Origin of the sequence: Bdellovibrio bacteriovorus, from assembly GCF_048286975.1 — a bacterium.
GTDB lineage: Bacteria > Bdellovibrionota > Bdellovibrionia > Bdellovibrionales > Bdellovibrionaceae > Bdellovibrio > Bdellovibrio bacteriovorus_H.
In genome coordinates this window covers 486,098-505,188 of sequence record NZ_JBLVRT010000001.1, presented here as the reverse complement: position 1 = coordinate 505,188, position 19,091 = coordinate 486,098, and the positions used below count along the sequence as shown (strand labels likewise).

The window sequence follows — 19,091 nt, the reverse complement described above, 5'->3', positions numbered from 1 at the left end:
TGTAACATTGCCTTTTGCAAGAGATGATGAAAATCTTTGTGTCATGGAAGAAAATCTGAACATAGAGTTAAAAAACATCAGAGTTTCACTTCCCAACGGAAGATTGCTCTTTTCTGTCCGTCAATTTGACATTCCCCATGGTCATCATCTGCTTTTGCAGGGAGAAAGTGGTGCTGGAAAAACAACACTGTTGCATTTAATCGCCGGTCTGTTCACTCCTCAGGAGGGCGAAGTTTTTGTGGGCCCTCATCGTGTCAGCCATCTTGACGATGACTCCCTCTGTGATCTGCGCAGAGATAAAATCGGGGTGATTTTTCAAAAGCTGAATCTGCTGGATCATTTGACCTGCGAAGAAAATGTTCTGCTGGTTTCAGAATCTGCAAAAGAGTCTTTGCAGAAAGTGCGACTGGGTGAAAAGGCCCAAGACCGCGTGTCTTACTTAAGCCTGGGTGAACAGCAGCGTGTGGCGGTGGCCCGTGTGCTGGCGCAAAAGCCTGAAATTATTCTGGCGGATGAGCCGACCTCAAGCCTTGATGAAACCAATATGGAATTTGTCATGCAAGCCTTGAAAGAGGCCGCTGCCGGAAAGACTTTGATTGTAGTCAGTCATGATCACCGGATCACGAAGTACTTTGATCAAGTGATGTCGTTCAAGGAGCTGACCGCATGAAATCCTTCCAGTTGGCTTACCTGAATCTGACCCGTCGGCCGGTTCCTTCCTGCCTGGCTATTGCCGCCATTGCGATTTCGGTGGCGTGTGCGGGAATGTTGCTTCGTTTGAACAATCTGGCGGAAAGCCGATTTTCAACTTTGGGAAAAGGCGGGGATGCCATTATCGGCGCTAAATCCGGCGGAACTGATATTTTGCTGGGTGCTTTGCACGCTGAAGGTGAATATCCGGGTTATCTGCCATTAAAACTTTTTGAATCTTTGCGCCAAGAGCAAACAGTGCGCTTTGAAGATGGTGCCCAGATCAAACCTTCCGTTATCAAATCCGTCATCCCGTTTTTGTATTTTGCAAAATGGGGAGACGTGCGAGTTGTTGCGACTGACGAAAGCTTTGTGAGCAGGCCTCGTGCTGAAGACAGTCCCAAGCTGAAAGAGGGCCGATGGGCTACAGGGATCAATGAAGCTGTTGTCGGGTATTTGCTTGCACAAAAACACGGTCTTAAAGTGGGCGATCAGTTAGACGGCAAATTGTGGCTGGGACCCAAGGTGTTTGCGAGCTCTTCAGTGAAGTTAAAGGTCGTGGGGGTCTTTGATTCAACCCATTCCACTTGGGATCGTCTGGTTTTCACTGACTTATCCACAGCGCAAAATGCGATGAAGATTTTGAATATGACCGAGGCCTCTATCTGGGGGCCAGGGGTTTTGAATTACTTCCTGGTTTATTTGAATCCTCAAGGATTCGACAGCCTGGCAAATCTGGTTAACAACCGCACGGTGGGGCAGGCGGTGGATGTTCCGGTCGAAATAAAAAAACTGAATGAACTGGTCGGCGCCGGGCAAGAGCTGGGAATCTTTGTGACGATCTTGATTCTTGTGCTGGGAGGACTATCCATGGCCGCCATGCTGATCACCCGCTTTGAGGCGATGAGCCTGCAGCTCGCAGTTTTGCGCGCCATGGGCTATCGCAAAAGTTCTATTGGTGGCTGGCTGTTGTGGGAAGGTTTCTTGCTGGGATTGGCGGCGGTGTTCTTTGGACTGGTCATGGATGTGGCGGGATTCCCGGCGCTGCGACTGATGCTGGGAACTTCATTGCCGGGGCCGGATATCGTGGCAAGTTCGATTTTTGAAAGTGCGCCGGTGTGGGTCACCGCAATCGTGGCAACGACCGCTTCAGTCTTTGTGCCGCTGTACCGGGTGTATCATCAAGATGTACACTTCTCGCTTAGAAACTAAAAAGGCCCCGTACGGGGCCTTTTCTTTAGGTGCTGGCAGATTTTAATTTCGTATTACTTCGAACCAGCAGGATACATAACACCAAAGCCGGAACCCCGATCAGCGCAGTTCCCAGGAAGAAGAGTGCATAGGATTCCATCAGAGCATGGGTTTCGCTAAGTTTCTGAACCGCAAGTCCCGAGAAGCCTTTCAGAACTTTTCCTAACAAAGCATAGAATGAACTAAGCAAGGCGTACTGAGTGGCCGTGTATCCGAGCGTCGTGAGACTCGACATGTATCCAACCAGCGCCGTCCCGGCAAAGCCCGTGGCAAAGTTATCCACGATCATGGCGCCCGTAAACACTTCAGTGCTGGGTCCCATCATCGCCAAAACCGAGAAGCCAAGGTTGGAAGCCGGACCAATCACCGCACCAATAAGCAACGTCGAGATAAAGCCAAAACGCACGGCGGTCAGGCCGGCCGCAGCCACGCCCACTACCGAGGCGATCAAGCCGACGGACCCGCGAACAGCGCCCACAGTTTCTTTGCTCAGTCCCAGATCCGCATAGAAAGGATTTGCCATCGGACCCATGACAAAGTCAGAAAGGCGGTACAAGCACACTGCCGCCAGAATCAATAAAGCGCGCTGACCGTGTTGCTTGAAGAAAGAGATAAACGGACCTGCGACGGCATCAAACAAACCTCGCGCAGACCACAAAGACACAGCCCCGGGAACATTCGCCGGTCCGTGCTTGGGTTCAGCGGCAAATAGTGTCGCAATCACACCCACGGCCATCAACGCGCCCATGGCAGAATAAGAAACCGACCAGCCAATCGCGCCAGCCAGGATCAGAATCAATGCATCTGTCACCAGCAAAGAAGCGCGGTAACCCAGCTGATATGAAGACGACAGCAAGGCCATGTCTTCACTGGCATCAGATACCTCAATCCTCCACGCATCGACCACGATGTCCTGGGTGGCGGAAGCAAAGGCCGCGATCGCCGCCAGCAGGGTGAACAGCGCCAAGCCGCCTTCAGGTTTGATGTAGGCCATTGCAAACAGACAGATCCCCACCAGAATTTGGGAGATGATCATCCAGCCGCGACGGCGTCCCAGCCAGGCCCCGAAAATCGGGGCATTCATTTTATCGATCAATGGAGCCCAGACAAACTTCAGAGAGTAGGCAAGACCCACCCAGGAAAGAAAGCCGATGGTCGCCAGTGCGATACCGCTTTCACGCAACCAGTAACCCAGGGTGTTTCCGACCAGCATAAACGGCAGGCCTGAGGAAAAGCCCAGGGCCAGCATAATTGAAACTTTGGGACGAGCCAGGGACTTGATTGTGTCCATCCAGCTCAGGCGGCGAGATTTTTTTGCAGTCGTCATCGGTGCGCGGTCTTTCCAAGTTGCTTTCTCATCTTCCACAGAAGATGACTGATGTACGGTCGGCGTATTTCGCCAGTGGTTACCATCAATAGTTTTGTGATCTTCAAATTCACCGCATCGGTGTAAAGAAGGATCAGCATTTCATAAATGAAGTTCGTGTTCAATGTCACGTGGTTGTCGGTGCCAACGCCCAGTTGCACGCCTTTTTTCTCCCACCACGAAAACGGATGGTCCTTGTAGTCTTCAAACTTGCCGGTCAGCTTGTTGTTTGAGGACGGCAGGGACACCAGGGTCACGCCTTTTTGAATCATACGATTCAGAACATCGTGCTGATAGTGTTCGACTTCGCGGGCGGTGTGGAACTTGGCTTTGACGAACAGAATGTCTTCTTCCGCAGTGATCTTGGTCCCTTTCAGGATTTTTTCCAGAACGTGGCGGTTGAAGCCCCAGTCCAGTTCGGTCAGCTCGCGGTACAACGGATCTTTTTCAGAAATCGGCTGACCCTGTTGGTTCTTGGCCAGAATGTCCTGATAAATCCGGTGGAAGTATTTGTTCGGATTGATGCCCAGACTGATTCCGTGTTCCAGAGTGTCGATGTGCCAGATGTTCATGGCATTGTCGACGGCCTGGATGCCCTTTTTCAGAGTGTGCCAGGTTTCACCATGGTGCGAACGGATTTTAAAGCCACGGTACTGAAGTTTGCGGAAGCCCGCCTGCATTTCGTTGAAATGTTCTTTACGGTAAAGTTCGCGCTCATCGCCGACAGTGTCGACATCGCGCAGGTGGCGCTCCAGGAACGGATACTTGTCGATCATGTCGACCAGCTCGTTGATTTGTTCCATGAAGTGTTCCTGGCGGGTTTTGAACTTTTCAGAATCAAAGTGGTTGGCTTCTTTTCTGAAAGACGGCGACAGGATGAAGTCAAAGTTCGGATGCTTTTCCTGGAAGGCACGGAAGCCGTCATACAGGCCCAGCACCACGTCTTCGGATGTCACATTGTCGATACCCGGAATTTGCTCTGACGAGCTGGCGGTTGAACGGGACAGCGAGAACTTCAAACGCACGCGGCCGACGTTGAATTTATAATACAGCTCTTCAGCCATGGAATAGGCCGCTTCCTTGTGAACTTCGCGATTGATGAAGATCAATTTTGGAAGATACAGAATTTTCAGATAGCGCGAGAAGCCTTCATTTTCCTGCAGACGGATCAGACGGTCGACGTCTTCAACCGAACGAATGGGCAGGGCTTTGTCGCCATAGACCTCTTTGATTTTTTGTTCATAGATGTCTTTGTCCGGGCCTTCCAATAGTTTTTTCAGGCGTGGAAAGATGAACTCGGCGGTGATGGCTCCGGTCAGGTGAATGTGCTCTTCGTTGTATTTCAATGGAAAATTCTTGAAAAACTCAAACAGCGCTGCGGACATGGGGTGCTTCAGTAGTGACGAGATCGTCACCTGATTGATCTGAAAACGATTCAGCAGATCACGGAATTCGACCACGAGGCCGTAGGCATCCAGATTCTCTGTTTTCATTTTCGAAGACAAAAGCAGATCAATGGTGTCAGAAAGCGAAATCCCGTTGGTTTCGCTGATGATGGTGGTCAGTGCTGAGGTCAGCTGATTGTGAACATCCTTATTCACCGATTCCTCCTGCAAAGAGGTTAACGGGGAATAAGATGCTTGTACATGGTTTTATGGGGACCGATATCCTTGATATCAAACAGCGGTCCATAGAATGAAAATCCAAGTCTTTCATAGAACGGAAAAGCTTTGATGCGCGCATTGAACCACACCAGGTCACAGCGACGGCTTTTTAATTCTTCCACACCAAAGCGCACCAGTTTTTGTCCCAGGCCCAGACCGCGATAGCTGTCATCCGTGGCCATGCCACGCAGGCGATAAGGATAGCCGGCAGAAAAAGCGGGATGTGATTCCTGGATGAAGGTCGCGACGGAAACAAGATTTCCGGAAATAAAAAGGCCGAAGTGGAACGTGGTCGGAAGATCGTCTCCCGGATTCACGCATTCTTCGGCGCGCAGATGAGGCTTAAGAACTCTTTGGCGGATCGGCAGAGTTTCGGCGGTGGTGATGGTTTTAAATTCGTACTCAGTCGTCATCCGGTATTCAGTCTTAAATAGGGCGTCCAGTCGGGAGGCACGTGATCCTCGCCGATTTCCAGTTGCAGTGTTGGCAACCATGATGGAGCACGGGGCTCACTCAGTAAAGGCATATTGGCGGTGCGGGGAGTTCGGTTTGCTTTTCTTTGATTGCAGTCCCGGCAGGCGGAAACAACGTTGGTCCAGTTTTTAGGGCCGTTATGAGATGCGGGGACAACGTGATCAAGAGTGAGGAGCTTGGCGGCGAGTTTGGTGCCACAGTACTGGCAGGTATAATTATCGCGGATATAAACGTTTTCCCGGCAGAATCGGACGGCTCCGGCAGTCCGGGGTCGTACATACGTCTTCAGCCGCAAGACACTGGGCAGCTGAAACCTTCGTTGTACCGACCGGGCAAACGCAGAGTGATATTCCAATATCTCCACTTTTCCCTGAAACCACAATACCAAGGCCTTTTGCCAACCTACGATCTGCATCGGCTCGTAGCTAGAGTTGAGCAACAAAGACCTCAGCGAGGACATGTGCATCATGCGTTCCCCCCTCAGGCGCGATCCTAAATATGATTATATCTAGCTCTGCGTCTCAATTTCAAGTGTCTCGTTAAATATTCAAAAGAACTGGGTCTTTTCGGTTGCCTGAATAGGTCCAAAATGGGATACCGTCGGCATCAAGCGCACAGGAGGCATATAAATGAAAAGAGTCTTGGCATTTAACTACGTTTTAAAAGGACCTGACGGCAACGTATTGGACGCTTCTGAGCGCAACCAGCCGCTTCCATTCCTGGAAGGTGCGGGTCAGATCATTCCTAAACTTGAAGAAGAAATCAAAGACCTGCAAGAGGGCGATAAAAAAACTGTGAAGCTGGCAGCGAAAGACGCTTACGGCGAAGTGAAAGACAATATGTTCATGGACGTTCCTAAAGCGGAGCTTGCGCACCTTCCACAATTGGAAGTCGGTGCTCACCTGCGTTTGGAATTGGGTCAGGGTGCACACATCGTGCGCGTGACTAAAATCACTGACGAAGCAGTTACTTTGGATGGCAACCACCCATTGGCAGGTCAGGATCTTGAATTTGCAATTGAGATGGTTTTGATTCGTGAGGCGACGGCGGAAGAAGTTTTGCATGGACACCCGCACGGACTCCACGGCAACAGTGGCCACTAGTCGGCCGATGAAAAGGGCCCATCCGACTGCGTTGTCGGGGGACCCTTTTCGCTTCGACGTGCTTGGAGCACGCCTCCGCTTCAAGGGGACCCCTCCGCGTGGCAATCGGACTTCCTGTCCGATTCCCTTCGGGCAAGGCTCGAAATGCCCTTTTGGCATTTCGATGCGGCTGAACCCTTTTGATCAGCCTCATTGTAGTTTGATGGATTGGCTGATCGGATTTTAACTTTGAATTTCTTTTGAATTTATTTGGGAGTTTTTCGATGCCTTCGTTTGATATTGTTTCTGAGATTGATGTTCAGGAAGTGGACAACGCCGTAAATCAGGCGCGTAAAGAGATTGAAGCTCGTTACGATTTCAAAGGCAGTAAGGCTGAGCTTCAATGGGATAAGAAAGAAATGGTCCTTCTGGCGGAGGATGATTACAAAATTGGGGCGATGGCCGGGATTCTGCAAACCAAATTGCATCGTCGTGGGATTGATATCAAAGCGATTAAATTCGAAAAAATTGAAGAAGCTGGTGGCAGAATGCTTCGCCAGAAGGTCACTTTGGTACAGGGAATTGACCGCGAGATCGCTAAGGATATCATTAAATTGATTAAGGATTCCAAGCTGAAGGTGCAGCCGCAGGTTGCGGATGACAAACTGAAAGTGACGTCAAAAAGTATTGATGAGCTTCAGGAATGCATCAGTCTGGTGCGTGGTGGGAACTTCCCTCTTCCCTTACAATTTAATAATATGCGCGCTTAAAATTGGGCTTGCACGTTTTTTGGGCTATGCTAGCGTTATTGGTAGTTAAAAGTCCCCGTGTGAGTGTACTCGATTTCATCTTGTTCGAAGGCTTCCTCGGGTATTATGGCCCAACCATAGGAGGTCTTTGTGGCTAAGAAACTTTATGTAGGCAACTTGCCTTACTCTGTAGACGATGAGGCACTTCATCAACACTTCGCACAGTTCGGTGCGGTAGATTCAGCAAAAGTGATCATGGATAGAGAAACCGGTCGCTCTAAAGGCTTCGGCTTTGTAGAGATGTCCGATGACTCTGCTGCTGATCAAGCTATCGAAAGAGGCAACGGTATTGAGTTGGGCGGTCGTCCTATCAATATCTCTGAGGCTCGTCCTCAGGCTCCTCGTGAAGGCGGCCCACGTCGTGGTGGTGGCGGCTTCGGTGGTGGTCGCGGCGGTGGCGGCGGCGAAAGACGTGGTGGCTTCGGCGGCGGTGGTCGCGGTGGTCCTCGCTAAGCAGCCCATACTTTGACGAAGCTGGACTTGTCATTGTCTTAAAAACTAAGGTCTCATAGGAACCCTATGAGACCTTTTTTATTTTCACTCATTCTTCTTTTTAGTTCTTTTTCGTTTGCACAAAAAAAACTGATCGTTCTGGGTGATTCGCTCACCGAAGGATATGGCGTTGCCAAAGAGGCCGCGTTCCCCGCGGTCCTGGAAAAGAAACTTCACGAGGCCGGTAAGAAGGAATGGACCATCATCAATGCCGGGGTCAGTGGTTCCACCACAGCGTCGGGGCTTAGCCGCATGAAGTGGGTGTTTAAATCAAAGCCTGATGTTGTGCTTTTGGCCTTGGGGGCCAACGATGGTTTGCGCGGTTTGAAAGTCGAAGACAGCGAAAAACATCTGGCTCAGTCCATCGAATACGCACAATCCCAAAAAGTAAAAGTCATTCTGGGTGGTTTGTACATGCCACCGAACTACGGCAAGGACTATACCGACAAATTCAAAAAAATGTACGAGTCGCTGGCCAAGAAATACAAGCTGACCTTCATTCCATTCATCCTGGACAAGGTGGCGGGAAACCCAAAATACAATCTGGCCGACGGGATTCATCCCAACGAAGAAGGTCATAAAATTATCGCAGACAATGTGTTTTCAGTTCTAAAGGGGGCGTTGTGAGTTTGATCCTGAAAGATGTCAAAAAAGGTTTCCTGCAAGGGGAGTCCGAGATTCAGGTGCTAAAAGGCCTTAACGTCACCATCCAGCCAGGACAGGTCGTTTCTGTTGTGGGCCAGTCCGGCAGTGGCAAATCCACGTTGCTTTCAATTCTGGCCGGCCTTGAGCGCGCGGACAGCGGCGAGATTCTGGTTGATAACATCAATCTGACCCCGATGAGCGAACAGCAAATGACTTTGTTCCGTGCCCAGAACATCGCGGTCGTCTTTCAACAGTATCACCTGATCGCGCATCTGACGGCGGTGGAAAACGTGATGCTGGCGCTGGAGATTCTGAAAATGGAAAATCCCAAAGCCCGCGCTGAAGAAGCCCTGACCGAGCTGGGGCTGGGGCATCGCCTGAATCACTTCCCCAGTCAGCTGAGCGGTGGGGAATGTCAGCGTGTTGCGATTGCACGTGCGCTGGTGGTAAAACCTAAAATTCTGCTGGCCGATGAACCAAGCGGGAACCTGGACATCCACACGGGCGACAAGGTCATGGATGTGTTCTTTGATGTGGTTCGCAAACACAAGATCACCACGTTGCTGGTGACTCACAGTGAAGCTCTGGCGAAAAAATGTGAACGTACTTTGCGCCTTGATGAAGGCCAGTTGAAGGAAGCGTAATGATTTTTCGACTTGCCTGCCGGGAGCTTCTGCGCAGCTGGCGCTTTGGGCTCTTTTTCATATTCAATTTAAGTCTTGGTCTGACGGGCTTTGTCTCGCTTCAGGCCTTCAATGTGGCCCTGGAAACAGAAATCAAAGCCAACGCCAAATCCATTCTTTCTGCGGATCTGGCCGTGGCTGCACGCCGCGAACTGACTGACGATGAAGCCAAGAAAATGCGGGAAGTGGTGCCGGCAGGTGCCACTGAAGGCAAGATCTATGAATTCTTTGCGATGTTAAGTTCGTCCAAGGGTTCAAGACTGGTTTTGGTCAAAGCCGTGGATCAGGCCTATCCGTTTTATGGGGAGCTGGATCTTGAATCCGGCCGCCAGATCACCGCGGGCAGTGATAATAAAGATATTCTCTCCGCACCCAAGGCGTGGATCTATCCCGAGCTGAAATCCCAGCTGGGACTTGATGTCGGCGATGAGATTCAGCTGGGGCAGTTGAATTTGCAAATTTCGGATGTGGTGAAAAAAGACGCCACTCAGACCTTCCGCATGGCAAGCCTGGCGCCCAGAATCTTTGTGAACCGCGAGCTTTTGCCACAGTCGGGTCTTTTGCAGTACGGAAGCACGTTCTCGCTGGCGCACTTGTTTAAGCTGCCAGAAACCACGGATCACAAGCTGGTGCGCGATCAGCTTTATAATGTTTTGACCGATCCACAGATCAATGTCGAAACCCCAGAAACGGCGGGTGAAGATTCCGGGCGTCAGTTGGGTTATTTGTCAGACTATCTGGGGCTGGTTGCGATCGTGGCCCTGTTTATGTCAGCGCTGGGGGCGGCCTACATTTACCGTCTGTTCCTCTCCACGCGGATGAAAGAAATCGCCATCTTGCGCACCCTGGGTCTGCAAAGTGGTGAGGCGGTCAGCGTTTACATCCTGCAAGCCTCCATGCTGGGATTGCTAGCCACCATTCCGACCATGCTGTTTAGTTTGTTGGTGTTGCCTTTGCTCAGCAAACTGCTTGCGAACTTCACTCCGTTTGATCTAAGCCCGACGGTGACGCCGGAAGCGTTCCTGATTTGTCTGTTGATGGCGGTGTTTGGCAGCTTTGTGGTCAGCATCCCGTTCCTGATGAAGATCTTTGATCTGCGTGCGGCGAAGCTGTTCAGTGAAGAAAAGTTTGCGGTGGGTGAAGGGCAGCGTCGTTATTGGACGTTCCTGCCGTGTGTGGCTTTGTTCTATTTCCTTTCGGTGTATCAGGCACACTCCTGGAAGATCGGCAGTTTGTTTGTCGGTTCGATGGTGGCTGTGGTGCTGGCGCTGCTTTTGATCGGCTATGGCACTGTCAAAATGGCCGGCTGGATTCGGGGCTTGAACCGCTGGTTCCTGAAGTTCAGCTTCTTAAGCCTTTCCCGCCGGGCGGGGGCGAGTCTTGCGATCTTTGTGGCATTGGGCTTGGGGGCTTTGCTGATCAATATCCTGCCACAGCTGAAGAACTCGCTGCAGGCGGAATTCCAGCTGGATGCCAACAGCAAGATCCCGTCACTGTTTATGTTCGATATTCAGGATGAACAATGGACGGGTCTTGAAAAGATTCTGGCGGATCGTGAAGTGAAACCATTGGGCAGATCTCCGCTGGTGCGCGCGCGTATCCTGAAAGTGAACGATCAGGATTATGAAAGAAAGCTCGACACCCAGGGATTTAAAACCCGTGAAGAAGAACGTGAAGCCCGCTTCCGCAACCGCGGGATGAATTTGTCCTTCCGTGAAGGTCTTTCTGATTCTGAAATCATGATTGATGGCCGGCCGTTCTCAGGTCCTTTTGATCCGGAAAAACAAAAGCGAGCCGAGCTGTCGGTGGAAACCCGCTTTGCCGACCGCATGGGCTTTAAGATCGGTGATGTGCTGGTCTTTGACGTTCAGGGTGTGGAAGTGGAAGGCGAAATCATCAACCTGCGCAAGGTGAAGTGGACAAGCTTCCAGCCGAATTTCTTTATTATGGTGCAAAACGGTGTTTTGAACGAAGCCCCGAAAAGCTGGATCGCGGCGATTCCGTTCCTGCCAGAACAGCAAAGATCTGAACTGCAAAATGCCATCGCCAAAGAATTTTCCAACGTGTCCGTTATTGATGTTGTGCGCACGGTGGATGATGTCCTGAAGACCGCCGAAAAAATGAGCTGGTCCCTGGAACTCATGGCGGGTCTGGCGCTATTGACCGGATACATCGTGTTGTTCTCGATTGTGCGCAGTCAGATCAAGCTGCGCCGTTGGGAGCTGAACATGCTAAAAATCCTCGGCGCCAGCTGGGGAGAGGTCGCAAGCTTCATTCTGACCGAATTTGCATTTCTTGCATTTATTGCCTCGTTCTTTGGGGCGGCTTTGAGTGTGGTGGTGAGTTTTGCTCTGAATACATTCATCTTTGAAAGCGACTTTAAGTTGTCATTGATTCAGCCGCTTTTGTCGGTGGTGATTATCACGACTTTAAGTCTGGTGATTTCATTCCTGGCCAGTCTGGATATCGTGCGTGAAAGCGCCCTGAGCATCCTGCGGGAAGAAAAATAGACGGGAAACCTTTCAATCCCGTCTGCTTTGATGTACAAAAGTATCCATGATGTCGCCAAACGAGGCCTTGGCCAAAGCCAAAATCATACTTGAAGAAGGGGGAGTCATCGGCTTCCCCACCGAGACCGTTTACGGTCTGGCGGCCCGTATTGATATCCCTTCGGCCATCGAAAAGATTTTTACCACCAAAGAGCGTCCGTTCTTTGATCCCTTGATTGTGCATGTGGCGTCCATTGAACAGGCCAAGAAGGTCACGGCCTTCTGGGGACCGGCTTCTCAGGCGCTGGCGGAAGCTTTCTGGCCGGGTCCGCTGACCATGGTGCTGCCACGGGATCCTTCCGTAAATGCGATGATCACGTCGGGTCTTGAATCCGTGGGCATTCGCATGCCAAATCACCCGCTGGCTTTGGAACTGTTGCAGCAGGTGGGTGTGCCTTTGGCGGCGCCAAGTGCCAACAAGTTCGGTCGCACCTCCCCGACGTCCGCGTCCCATGTACGGGTGGAATTTAAAAATGAAAACGTTTTCGTGGTTGATGGTGGCGATTGTGAAATCGGCATCGAATCCACGGTCTTGCTGGTTCGTCACCGTCCTGAAGGTGTGATGCTGTCGATTCTTCGCCGCGGGCATATTCTGAAATCAGATCTTGCGCGTGTGCTGGAAGAAAAAGGCCTGGCTTATGAATTCATCGAGCAGGTGGATAAGCGCGAATCCCCAGGCCATATGAAACATCACTATATGCCGCCAGTTCCGCTGGTGGTGTGTCTGGATCCGTCCCGCAGCCCGGAAAGTGTGCTGAAAGAAGTGAATGAAAAGATCGGCGAACTGCCGGATGAAATTGAAAGCATCAAGATCATCAAACCTAAAGCGGGCATTCATTCCTACGAGGTTTTAAAACTTTCCGAAGACCCGTTGCTGGCAACACGTGAATTCTATGGTCACTTGCGTGACGTGGCTGCGCGCGGGAAAGATTGCATTCTGTTTTACCGTGAAGCCCACCAAACCGGTGAGCGCTGGGAATCCCTGTTTGACCGCCTGAATAAAGCGGCCTCTCTTATTGTCTGAGTTTTCTTTGCAAACGGAAAGTCAAAGCCGGAACCATGGAGGTGATTATCGCCATGGCAACAAGGCTTGTGAACAAAGTCATGTCAATCAGTCCGGCCTTCAAGCCGAAGGTGGCCATCAGAATCTCCATGGCGCCGCGGGCGTTCAGTGACAGACCAATAGTCATGCTGTCGGTGTGATTGAACTTGCGCCAGCGGGAAACCGCGTAAGACCCGACGATCTTTCCAGCGAAGGCAATCAAAGTCACAATCGCCACCTGACGGGCATCAAAGTGCTGGGCCAGATTCAGACCCCAGCCGATTGTGACGAAAAAGATCGGAGCAAAAACCCAGCGGGTGAAGCTTTCAAGTTGTTCAATGCGTTTTTCTGAAATCAAGTTCCAGTCTGAAATGAAAAGTCCCGCCATGAACACAAACACCGGCAGATGCGAGGCAATCCACGGCCCCATGCTTTGGGGTGGCAGCAGGAATGAAAACATGATCCACGCCAGAATATCACACAAGGTGGCAGCACTGACGATCAGGCGGCCCAGATTGGTTGTGTAAAGATTGGCTTCTTTTAAAAGCTGAATGATCACCGGCAGGGCTGATACGGCCATGGCGGTGGCCACGAACAAGGTGTTGCTGTCTTCCGGAAGCAGGTACAAGGCACCAGCATATCCCGTCATCAATGGGAATATGAAAGCGCCCACGCTGATCCACGAGGCTTCTTTCAGATGAGCCAGTGTCTTTTTAAGACTCAGCTCCAGGCCGGCGGCAAACAGAAAGACATAGGCTGCGATCGTGCCCAGCAGGGACACGGTTTCAGTTTTGGGAATATTTAGCAGGGTGGGGCTGAGGATCAGACCCGCAGCGATAAATAGAAACAATTTCATTTGCGGGATTTTCTCCACGCGAAAAAGCCCAGTGTTCCAAACGAGGTCAGGATAGCAAGGACCAGCATTACTGTGTTGCTGGTGGAGGGATCTGCAGAACCGGTGATTCCGAAATAATAGACGGCAGTTTTCAGGATGATCATCGATTGGATCATCACCCAGATATACGGCCACAGCTCACGCGCGGTTTTTTGATCTTCAGTCAGCTCTTTTACGGGCTTTTGTGCCTGAACCGGATAGTTCCAGTTGTTGTGACGGTGATAGTCCACCAGGATGGCATTCCAGCCCGAACGCAGATCTTCAAAGCTGACAGGTTTATCGCAAGTCTTCAGATGTTGCGCCAAACGTTCCGCCGCATCCTTGGTCAGAAGCTCTTCCGTTTCAAGGGAGTAGTAACCCGCGCGATCTGGAGAAAGGTCCTGTGGCAGGTTTTGAATGATTTCCTTCAGGTAGCTTTCAGCTTCCTGATTCAGCGGGATATCGGAAAGTGGTTTGCGAAAAACGGCTGTTTCCATAGATGTACCCTTCTCATAGCATAGCCCTTTAAGGGAATGCCAACAATATCCTGTCGGAGTTCTGACAATCTTCACATTTAAAGCCCGCTACACTGAGGTTGATCTTAAGGGGGGCCTTCGATGATCAACTCTCTGGCTTATGCAAGTCTTGAGCGAGTTTCCACGAATCTGCAGTCGTTCTATCAGCTGCGTCTGAATCGCATCCATAAATTCAAAGCCAAGATCCATATTCAGTCAGATGTGGGGCCTTTTGAAATTAAAACGGTGACCGATGTTGAAGAACTAAAAGAGGCGCTGACTTTGCGTTACGAGGTCTTTCATCGCGAAATGCAGGGCAAGAAAGCCCCGACAGGGGTGGACGTCGATGAATTTGACTTTGACTGTGACCACCTGATCATCAAAGAAAAGCGCAGCAATCGAATTGTGGGAACCTACAGATTGAACTGCTCTTTGTTCACGGATGAATTTTATTCCGGCAAAGAATTCATGATGAATGGAATTCTGGCTCAGCCGGGTGTGAAGCTGGAGCTGGGTCGCGCCTGCATTCACAAGGATTTCCGCCGCGGGGTTTTGATCTCGCTTTTGTGGCGCGGAATTGCTGAATACATGGCGGCCTCAGATTCCAAGATGCTTTTTGGTTGCGCGACAGTGAAGACGGATGATCCCCGCGATGCAGCCCTGTTGACTCGGTACTTTGAAGAGGAAGGGCGTATTGTGCCGGGGCTTCGCACCCGTCCGACGCTGGCCTTTACGATGCCGATGCTGAATCATTTTTTAGAAGAAGTCCGAAGCCCTCTCGCGGAGACTCAGAGAGCCCAGGCTGAGGAACTTCTTCCCCCTTTGTGCCGCGCCTATTTGAAAGCCGGAGCCTATATCGGCGGGGAGCCGGCATGGGATCGTGAATTCCAGTGCATTGACTTCTTGACCATTCTCCATCGGGAAGATTTAAATAGGACCCTGTGGAAGCGATTCAAGCTGGACTCCGCGGAGTCCTAAAACTTACTGTCTTTGTTCTGATTATCCTGACATTCATGTTGTGGTCGTATATCTGCCATCTGGTGGTGCGCGACCCGCAGAAAAGGCTTCAGCGCTTTTCAAATAACTCGCGCTTTTTCTCGGGCCTGATTCTGAAGGTTTTCAATCTGGATCTGACGGTCATTAACAAGCCGGCAAGTGATCAGAAATGTCTGATCGTTTCCAATCACATGGGCTTCGTCGATATTCTGATGCTGGCGTCCTGTCACCCGATGCTGTTTGTGACCTCCAATGAAATGCGTGAAACCCCGTTCCTGGGTCTTTTGACTGAGATGGGTGGTTGCATTTACGTTGAGCGCCGCAGTCGCACGAAGATCCTGGATGAAATGAAGTCCATCGTGAATGCCCTGCGTGCGGGATTCCGTGTGGTGCTTTATCCGGAAGCGACCTCCACCAATGGTGAACGTGTGTTGCCGTTTAAGAAAACCCTGATGATGGCGGCGGCGCAGGCCGGTGTGCCGATTCAGCCGGTGGTGATCAACTTCCGCGAAGTGAATGGTGAAGAGTTCAGCCTGAAATGGCGTGATCATCTTTGCTGGTATGGTGACATTCCCTTTGCGACCTCGATGTGGAAGTCTGCGGTTTTGAGGTCTGTAAAAGGTGAGATCGAGTTCCTGGAACCGATTTACTCGACCCCGGAAGATGACCGTGGTCTGATCGCCGACAAAGCCCACGCGGCGATCTCGGCCAAGTTCGTTCCGGTGAAAGGTCTTCCGGCCGAACCCCAGCCTCCAGCCGAGATGCAGGCAGATCCGACTTGATTTAGTCCCTCTGATATGTAAATAATGTGTAAATGAGGAAGATCATTCACATCGACATGGACTGCTTTTACGCGGCTGTGGAGGTGAAGTACCGTCCTGAGCTTAAGGGGAAGCCCTTGGGAATCGGCGGACCACCGAACACCCGCAGTGTGCTGTGCACCGCGAGCTATGAAGCCCGCAAGTTCGGCGTGCGTTCGGCAATGCCCTCTTCGCAAGCGGTGCGTCTGTGCCCGCAGCTGGTTCTGATTCCTCCACATTTTGACTTATATAAAGCTGAAAGCCGCAAAGTCCGTGAAATCATGGAAAGATTCACGAACAAGATTGAGCCTTTGTCCCTGGATGAAGCCTATCTGGATGTGACGGAGTGTGAGCAGTTCGGTGGCAGTGCCACCTTGATTGCGCAGGAAATCCGTCGTTTGATCTTCACCGAACTGAACCTGACGGCGTCCGCCGGGGTGGCCCCGAACAAGTTTCTGGCCAAGATCGCCAGTGACTGGAAAAAGCCCAACGGGCAGTTCGTGGTCCGACCTCAGGATGTGGAAACTTTTGTGAAGGACCTGCCGGTTGAAAAGATCTTCGGAGTGGGCAAAGTCACCGCCCAGAAGATGCATGATCTGGGGCTTCGCACGTGTGGTGATATTCAGAAATACACCGTCCTTGAATTGTCGCATTGGTTTGGATCGCGCGCGGCGGAGCTTTATGATTTTTCCCGCGGCATAGATCATCGCGAAGTGATCACCGAGTGGGAGCGCAAATCGCTGACGGTGGAGGAAACTTACAACAAGGATCTTCCCACGTTGCAGGATTGTTTAAAGACGTTGCCGTCACTTTACGAGGACTTTGTGCGCCGGATGGATCGTGGTCAGTATCACGATCGCATCAAGGGTCTGGTGATCAAACTGAAGTTCTTCGATTTCAAACAAACCACGCATGAAGAAGTCATCAGCGAGCTTCCCACGTTGCAGGATTTTGAACGCCTGCTGGAAAAGGCCTGGAATCGCCGGGGTGTGCCGGTGCGCCTGGTGGGTCTGGGTGTTCGCTTGGGCACTCAAAAGAAATCTTCCTCGGAATCCGATTCTTCTCAGTTGAAGTTTGCCATTTAGTTGTAAATCACGGTTGGAAACAGGTGGTGCATTTTTTCTGGCATCACTGTTGCTTTAACAGTCCTTTGCCCACCAGCGGGGCCACAACGGCTTCGTTTGTTTTAAGAAAGGACACCACTATGAGAAAAATCGTATTTTCCGGCCTGCTCATAGCCACCTTGTTTCGTTATTCAGGCCTTCACCGTTAGGGCTTTACAGCAGGAGCTGTCGGGTTTGTCGCCGGCTCTGGCATTGATTCCTGGCTCTATGGCGGTCATCACGGTGATGATCGTGGTTTTGCACGTTCTGGTAAATGCAGAGGATCTGACTGAAGGGCAGTCACTGCGTAAGTCTGTGGAAAAATGGCTGGTCAAGCTGGCTGATATGTTGAGAAACAGGCGCTGAAAAATGAATCCGCTCTATTTGCTCACTTTTCTTTGTGGAAAGATAAAGTCAGCGATGGGAGGTAGTTATGATAAGCCTGTCAGTCGTGATCTTGGTGCTGGCATTAAGTTTTGGAGGATTTTACTTCATTCTTCGCAGCCGCAAAAACGGCTTCTTTGAGGAAGAGATCGGTAAGAAGAACCCTCCGGGATTTCATCCTCACCATCGAACAAAATAAAAAGGTCCCGCAAGGGACCTTTTTGCTTTAGAAAACTTTTTTCCATTCATCTTCTTTGAATCCGACCAGATGAGTGTCGTCGCCGATGACGAACGGACGCTTCACCAGTTTGCCGTTTTCAGAAAGAAGCTTGATGGCTTCTGCTTCCGTCATGGACGGAAGCTTCTCGCTTAATTTCATTTCCTTGTACATGACGCCTGAAGTGTTAAACAGGTTGCGGATGCTGCCGCCACGCTCTTTCAAAGCCGAAAGCATTTCTTTCAGCTCTTTTTGAGAAGGGGCTTTGTCGACGATGGGAAGTTTGTCGTATTTGACTTTTTTTCCATCCAGAAACTTCAAAGCTTTCACGCAGGTGGAGCACTTCGCGTACTCGTAAACCTTAAGCATTGCTCTTCACCAGCCAGCCGCACATTTTATACAAAATACGCGCGCCCACGTTGCCATCCCATTCAACTTCGCCTTCAGGCAAGCCGCCGGTGGAAACTTCGTTCAGGTCAAAAGCCACGATCTTGCGGCCGGAAGCATGCACTTCGCGGAACAGGAAGAAGACCTGATCCACGCTCAAGCCGCCCGGAACAGGTGTGCCAGTGTGAGGGCAGAAGGCCGGATCCAGACCGTCGATATCAAAAGAGATGTACACGTTCTGTGGAAGCTCTTTGATGATGTCTTTGCAGACTTGCTCCCAGGTTTCGCCTTTCAGCAGACGGCGTTTCAGTTCCAGGTCGTAGAAGGTCTTGATGTCTTCGCGGGAGTTGCTGAAGTCGTATTCTTCCTCGCAGAAGTCGCGGATGCCGACCTGAACCAGCTTCTGAGGCTTTTTAGCATCAGTCATCACATTATACATAATGGAAGCGTGGGATTGCTTGAACCCCTGATAAGCCGTGCGCAGATCCGCGTGAGCATCAATGTGCAAAACGCCGAACTCGCCTTTGAATTTATCGCTGACCGCGCGGATGGCTCCAAGCGGGGTGGAGTGATCGCCCCCCACCAGACCTAGCAGCTTGCCCTTTTTCAGGACGTCCGAGCACTGGTCATAAACCCATTGGGTCATCTCTTCACAGGCTTCATTGACCTGAGCTGCGAGCTTGTTCATTTTGGCTTCGTCGTCGCTCATGTTGGTGCGCATTCCGATCAGTTCCTGAGCCACGGCCTTGAACTTGTCGTTCATGTTGCAAAGGTCTTCAGGGAAGTCGCGCATGTGGTAGCCAACTTCGTAGGCTTTGCCCACTTCAATGTCAAAAAGGTCAATCTGTTCACTGGCTTGGCGGATGATCTGAGGCCCACGCGAGGCGCCTTCGCCGTAAGAGGTGGTTACTTCCCAGGGAACTGGAACAAGAACGACCTTGGACTCGTCTTCGGTCATCGGAATTCCGAAGATTCCGAACTCTGCAGAGATGGTGGTTGTCGGGTCGAATTTCACAGTCTTTTCAGACATTTTTTACTCCTTAAATTAGCCCCCATGGTATAGCATTT

The 19,091-nt window shown here is 51.0% G+C and carries 22 protein-coding genes; 14 read left to right on the top strand and 8 right to left on the bottom strand.

Annotation, left to right across the window (positions count from 1 at the left end; all coding sequences use genetic code 11):
- The first annotated feature begins 43 nt into the window (after window positions 1-43).
- Window positions 44-670 carry an ABC transporter ATP-binding protein gene (locus ACNQKP_RS02475; RefSeq protein ID WP_417862629.1) on the top strand — a complete coding sequence of 209 codons (627 nt, stop codon included), beginning with the start codon at window positions 44-46 and terminating at the stop codon, window positions 668-670.
- A complete protein-coding gene (locus ACNQKP_RS02470; RefSeq protein ID WP_417862627.1) occupies window positions 667-1,902 on the top strand; it encodes an ABC transporter permease in 1,236 nt (411 codons plus the stop codon). The genes ACNQKP_RS02475 and ACNQKP_RS02470 overlap by 4 nt, the downstream gene beginning before the upstream one ends.
- Before the next feature lie 25 nt (window positions 1,903-1,927).
- On the opposite strand, the gene ACNQKP_RS02465 is transcribed toward ACNQKP_RS02470, so the two are convergent.
- From ACNQKP_RS02465 to ACNQKP_RS02450, 4 genes are read right to left on the bottom strand one after another with little or no spacing between them, the layout of a single operon-like run.
- The gene (locus ACNQKP_RS02465) at window positions 1,928-3,268 is read right to left on the bottom strand and encodes an AmpG family muropeptide MFS transporter (protein ID WP_417864082.1); all 1,341 of its coding nucleotides are present in this window, start codon (window positions 3,266-3,268) and stop codon (window positions 1,928-1,930) included.
- Complete coding sequence (locus ACNQKP_RS02460; RefSeq protein WP_011162931.1) at window positions 3,265-4,908, bottom strand: hypothetical protein; 1,644 nt, start codon at window positions 4,906-4,908, stop codon at window positions 3,265-3,267. Before ACNQKP_RS02460 ends, ACNQKP_RS02465 begins: the two co-directional genes overlap by 4 nt.
- A 20-nt stretch (window positions 4,909-4,928) precedes the next feature.
- Entirely contained in the window at window positions 4,929-5,384 is a 456-nt protein-coding gene (locus ACNQKP_RS02455; protein ID WP_417862626.1) for a GNAT family N-acetyltransferase, read from the bottom strand.
- Window positions 5,381-5,860 carry an HNH endonuclease gene (locus tag ACNQKP_RS02450; protein WP_417864080.1) on the bottom strand — a complete coding sequence of 160 codons (480 nt, stop codon included), beginning with the start codon at window positions 5,858-5,860 and terminating at the stop codon, window positions 5,381-5,383. Before ACNQKP_RS02450 ends, ACNQKP_RS02455 begins: the two co-directional genes overlap by 4 nt.
- Before the next feature lie 214 nt (window positions 5,861-6,074).
- Here ACNQKP_RS02450 and ACNQKP_RS02445 point away from each other — a divergent pair, with 214 nt between their 5' ends.
- The 7 genes from ACNQKP_RS02445 (at window position 6,075) to ACNQKP_RS02415 (ending at window position 12,729) form a co-directional block, all read left to right on the top strand.
- Window positions 6,075-6,548, top strand: a complete 474-nt coding sequence (locus ACNQKP_RS02445) for an FKBP-type peptidyl-prolyl cis-trans isomerase (protein WP_011162933.1) — start codon at window positions 6,075-6,077, stop codon at window positions 6,546-6,548.
- Between the two features lie 263 nt (window positions 6,549-6,811).
- Window positions 6,812-7,297: a YajQ family cyclic di-GMP-binding protein gene (locus tag ACNQKP_RS02440; protein ID WP_011162934.1), complete on the top strand. Its 486-nt coding sequence runs from the start codon at window positions 6,812-6,814 to the stop codon at window positions 7,295-7,297.
- Window positions 7,298-7,426: 129 nt separating this feature from the next.
- Complete coding sequence (locus tag ACNQKP_RS02435; protein ID WP_011162935.1) at window positions 7,427-7,789, top strand: RNA recognition motif domain-containing protein; 363 nt, start codon at window positions 7,427-7,429, stop codon at window positions 7,787-7,789.
- Window positions 7,790-7,855: 66 nt separating this feature from the next.
- A complete protein-coding gene (locus ACNQKP_RS02430) occupies window positions 7,856-8,455 on the top strand; it encodes an arylesterase (protein WP_011162936.1) in 600 nt (199 codons plus the stop codon).
- Window positions 8,452-9,117, top strand: coding sequence for an ABC transporter ATP-binding protein (locus ACNQKP_RS02425; RefSeq protein ID WP_011162937.1), 666 nt, complete (start codon window positions 8,452-8,454; stop codon window positions 9,115-9,117). The genes ACNQKP_RS02430 and ACNQKP_RS02425 overlap by 4 nt, the downstream gene beginning before the upstream one ends.
- Window positions 9,117-11,666 carry an ABC transporter permease gene (locus tag ACNQKP_RS02420; RefSeq protein WP_038450659.1) on the top strand — a complete coding sequence of 850 codons (2,550 nt, stop codon included), beginning with the start codon at window positions 9,117-9,119 and terminating at the stop codon, window positions 11,664-11,666. The genes ACNQKP_RS02425 and ACNQKP_RS02420 overlap by 1 nt, the downstream gene beginning before the upstream one ends.
- 46 nt (window positions 11,667-11,712) lie before the next feature.
- On the top strand, window positions 11,713-12,729 hold the full coding sequence (locus ACNQKP_RS02415) for an L-threonylcarbamoyladenylate synthase (RefSeq protein ID WP_011162939.1): 1,017 nt from the start codon (window positions 11,713-11,715) through the stop codon (window positions 12,727-12,729).
- On the opposite strand, the gene ACNQKP_RS02410 is transcribed toward ACNQKP_RS02415, so the two are convergent.
- A complete protein-coding gene (locus tag ACNQKP_RS02410; protein ID WP_417862623.1) occupies window positions 12,719-13,603 on the bottom strand; it encodes a cation:proton antiporter in 885 nt (294 codons plus the stop codon). The genes ACNQKP_RS02415 and ACNQKP_RS02410 overlap by 11 nt on opposite strands.
- Window positions 13,600-14,118 carry a hypothetical protein gene (locus ACNQKP_RS02405; RefSeq protein ID WP_144313896.1) on the bottom strand — a complete coding sequence of 173 codons (519 nt, stop codon included), beginning with the start codon at window positions 14,116-14,118 and terminating at the stop codon, window positions 13,600-13,602. The genes ACNQKP_RS02410 and ACNQKP_RS02405 overlap by 4 nt, the downstream gene beginning before the upstream one ends.
- Before the next feature lie 120 nt (window positions 14,119-14,238).
- Between ACNQKP_RS02405 and ACNQKP_RS02400 the strand changes: the two genes are divergently transcribed.
- The 5 genes from ACNQKP_RS02400 to ACNQKP_RS02380 all read left to right on the top strand — a co-directional run bounded on the left by ACNQKP_RS02400 (window position 14,239) and on the right by ACNQKP_RS02380 (window position 17,618).
- Window positions 14,239-15,114 (top strand): GNAT family N-acetyltransferase, encoded by an 876-nt coding sequence (locus ACNQKP_RS02400; RefSeq protein WP_417862620.1) that lies wholly within the window; start codon window positions 14,239-14,241, stop codon window positions 15,112-15,114.
- A gap of 35 nt (window positions 15,115-15,149) precedes the next feature.
- A complete protein-coding gene (locus ACNQKP_RS02395; RefSeq protein ID WP_417862619.1) occupies window positions 15,150-15,914 on the top strand; it encodes a lysophospholipid acyltransferase family protein in 765 nt (254 codons plus the stop codon).
- Between the two features lie 32 nt (window positions 15,915-15,946).
- Window positions 15,947-17,017 (top strand): DNA polymerase IV, encoded by a 1,071-nt coding sequence (gene dinB, locus ACNQKP_RS02390; RefSeq protein ID WP_038450667.1) that lies wholly within the window; start codon window positions 15,947-15,949, stop codon window positions 17,015-17,017.
- 213 nt (window positions 17,018-17,230) lie between these two features.
- A complete protein-coding gene (locus ACNQKP_RS02385) occupies window positions 17,231-17,401 on the top strand; it encodes a hypothetical protein (protein WP_417862617.1) in 171 nt (56 codons plus the stop codon).
- 67 nt (window positions 17,402-17,468) lie between these two features.
- Window positions 17,469-17,618 (top strand): hypothetical protein, encoded by a 150-nt coding sequence (locus ACNQKP_RS02380; protein ID WP_417862615.1) that lies wholly within the window; start codon window positions 17,469-17,471, stop codon window positions 17,616-17,618.
- 27 nt (window positions 17,619-17,645) lie between these two features.
- Here the strand turns inward: ACNQKP_RS02380 and ACNQKP_RS02375 are convergent, their stop codons facing one another.
- Window positions 17,646-18,005, bottom strand: coding sequence for an arsenate reductase family protein (locus ACNQKP_RS02375; RefSeq protein WP_417862613.1), 360 nt, complete (start codon window positions 18,003-18,005; stop codon window positions 17,646-17,648).
- Window positions 17,998-19,053 carry an agmatinase family protein gene (locus ACNQKP_RS02370; RefSeq protein WP_417862611.1) on the bottom strand — a complete coding sequence of 352 codons (1,056 nt, stop codon included), beginning with the start codon at window positions 19,051-19,053 and terminating at the stop codon, window positions 17,998-18,000. Before ACNQKP_RS02370 ends, ACNQKP_RS02375 begins: the two co-directional genes overlap by 8 nt.
- Window positions 19,054-19,091 lie beyond the last annotated feature (38 nt).